This is a genomic window from uncultured Enterovirga sp. (assembly GCF_964242715.1).
Taxonomy (GTDB): domain Bacteria; phylum Pseudomonadota; class Alphaproteobacteria; order Rhizobiales; family Beijerinckiaceae; genus Enterovirga.
In genome coordinates, this window is sequence record NZ_CAXTAZ010000108.1 from 1 (window position 1) to 2,676 (window position 2,676).

Annotated in this window: 3 protein-coding genes and 1 pseudogene; all 4 read left to right on the forward strand. The window is 68.5% G+C overall.

Features of this window, described 5'->3' with window-relative positions; translation table 11 throughout:
- Nucleotides 1-465, forward strand: a pseudogene (locus ACFE87_RS24750) (cysteine--tRNA ligase); the annotation flags it as partial.
- Between the two features lie 14 nt (nt 466-479).
- Nucleotides 480-1,373 carry a dihydrodipicolinate synthase family protein gene (locus ACFE87_RS24755; RefSeq protein WP_375462319.1) on the forward strand — a complete coding sequence of 298 codons (894 nt, stop codon included), beginning with the start codon at nt 480-482 and terminating at the stop codon, nt 1,371-1,373.
- Between the two features lie 22 nt (nt 1,374-1,395).
- Nucleotides 1,396-2,214: a hypothetical protein gene (locus tag ACFE87_RS24760; RefSeq protein WP_375462317.1), complete on the forward strand. Its 819-nt coding sequence runs from the start codon at nt 1,396-1,398 to the stop codon at nt 2,212-2,214.
- Nucleotides 2,215-2,377: 163 nt separating this feature from the next.
- Nucleotides 2,378-2,676, forward strand: a 299-nt coding sequence (gene rpsB / locus ACFE87_RS24765; RefSeq protein ID WP_375462318.1) for a 30S ribosomal protein S2, incomplete at its 3' end; no start/stop codon positions are given.

Below are 2,676 nucleotides of genomic sequence, written 5' to 3' on the forward strand. Positions count from 1 at the left end.
GGAGAGGTGATCCGGCTCAACATGCTGAAGACGCATTACCGGCAACCGATCGACTGGACGGTGAGGGGGCTCGAGGAGAGCAGCCGGACGCTCGCGTCCTGGTTCCGGGAGCCCGGCCCGGATCCGGACGCGCCAGAGGTCTTCGCGCCGACGGTTCTGGCCGCGCTCCACGACGACCTCAACACGCCGAAGGTGTTGGCCGAGCTTCACGCGCTCTCGCATGGCGATGACCCGAGCGCGCTACGGGACTCGCTTCACGCTCTCGGCTTCCGCGGCGAACTCGGCGAAGCATCGCCGCCGGTCGACACGATCGAGATCGCGGCCCGCATCGACCGCCGCCTCGTTGCCCGCGCCGCCAGGGACTGGGCCGAATCGGACCGCATCCGCGACGAGCTGAAGGGCATGGGCGTGGCGCTGAAGGACAACAAGGACGGCACGACGACCTGGGAGGTCGCGCGGTCCTGACCGGAGGAAACATGATGCTTCGCCTGACCGGCCTCTCGGCCTTCCCGATCACGCCCATGGACGAGGCCGGCGCGGTCGATACGGTCGCGCTTCGGCAGCTGGTTGCGCCCCTGGTCGCGGCCGGCGTCGACTCGATCGGCCTCCTCGGCAGCACCGGGTCCTACGCCTATCTGACCCGGCAGGAGCGTCGGCTCGTGCTCGACGCGGCCCTCGACGAGGCGGGCGGACGCGTGCCGGTCCTGGTCGGGATCGGGGCGCTCAGGACCGACGAGGCCGTGCGCCTCGCACAGGACGCGAAGGCGGCCGGCGCCACGGCCGGGCTTCTTGCCCCGGTCTCCTACATTCCTCTCCTGGACGAGGAGGTGTTCTCGCATTTCGAGACGGTAGCGCGCGAGAGCGGGCTGCCCCTCTGCATCTACGACAACCCGGCGACCACGCATTTCACCTTCAGCCCGTCGCTCGTCGGCCGGCTGAGCCGGGTTGCCGGGATCGTTGCCGTGAAGGCGCCGGGCGGAAGCGAGCCGGGCTTACGCATTGCCGCCTTGCGGGCCGAGGTCGATCCCGGCTTCTCGGTCGGCATCAGCGGCGATTGGACGGCGACCGAGGGGCTGCTGGCCGGAGCCGACGCCTTCTACAGCGTGCTGGGCGGGACCCTTCCGGAGATATGCCTGAAGCTGGTGCGGGCCGCGCAGGCGGGCGACGCCGAGGAGGCACGCCGCATCCATGCGGGTCTCGAGCCGGTCTGGGCGCTCTTCCGCGAACTCACCAGCTACCGCGTCGTGCACGCGATCGCGGAATTGCGGGGAATGCGGGCGATGCCGCCCCGTCCCGTCCGCCCGCTCGGAGAGGCCGCGCGGCAGCGCGTGGCCGACATGCTCCGGGATCTGCCCGCCGAATTCACCCGCTGACCAGGCAACAGGGAGAACATCCATGAGACAGGTCATTCGAGGCGCCATCGGTCTCGTCGCACTTCTCGCAGCCGCGGCAGCGAGCGCGCAGACCCGACCGACCGTGACGAGCCTCAAGGAGGCGCCGAAGACGTTCCTCTTCGTCGGCAACAGCTTCTACTATTACAACAACAGCATGCATTCCTATTTCCTGGACGTCGCCAGGAAGGCCGACCCGGCCAATGCCAAGGCGTATCGGGGCACGTCGGTCACCATCTCCGGGTCGGGCCTGAACTGGCACGACATGGAAGGCTATTTCGGGAAGGGCATGGCCTCGTACTCGTTCGACGAGGCGAACAACGTCGTCTTCAACGACTTCGCAAAACCGTTCGACGTCGTTGTGATGAACGATTGCAGTCAATGCCCGGTCCATCCGCAGCTCTCGGGCCTCTTCCGGGACTTCGTGAAGAAGCACGGCGACACGATCAGGGCCCGCAACGCCGAGCCGGTGCTGTTCATGACCTGGGCCTACGAGGACAAGCCCGAGATGACGGCCCAGCTCGCGCAGGCCTATACGGAGGAGGCGAACCGGAACGGCATGCTGGTCATCCCGGCCGGCCTCGCCTTCGCGGAGGCGATCGCCCGCCGGCGGGACATCGCCCTCTACCAGCCGGACAAGCGCCACCCGACGCTCGCCGGGACCTACCTCGCCGCCGTCACGACCTATGCGGCGCTCTTCGGCAAGTCGCCGGTCGGCAACGCCTCGGCCGGGATGCCGTCGATCGGGATCCTCGATCCCGCGACCGCGGCCTTCCTGCAGCAGGTCGCCCGGGACACCGTGCAGCGCTACACGGGCGGCTGATCGCCCGAGGCCGCACGCGCGACGCCTTGTCAGGCGGGCGCCGCGCCCGTATATGCCCGCCCATCCCACACGCGGAGTTGGCCTCATGATTCAATGAGGCGTCCCGGTGTCCGGCATTCGCCGGACCAACGCTCCGCGGCGGCATAACCGGAGAGAACACCTCATGGCCCTTCCCGATTTCTCGATGCGCCAGCTCCTGGAAGCCGGCTCGCATTTCGGCCACCAGTCGCACCGCTGGAACCCGAAGATGTCGACCTACATCTTCGGCACCCGCAACAACATCCACATCATCGATCTCCAGCAGACGGTGCCGATGCTGCACCGGGCCCTGCAGGCGGTGAGCGACACGGTCGCGAAGGGCGGCCGCGTGCTGTTCGTCGGCACCAAGCGGCAGGCGTCCGACGCCGTCGCCGAGGCCGCCAAGCGCTCGGCCCAGTACTACGTCAACTCGCGCTGGCTCGG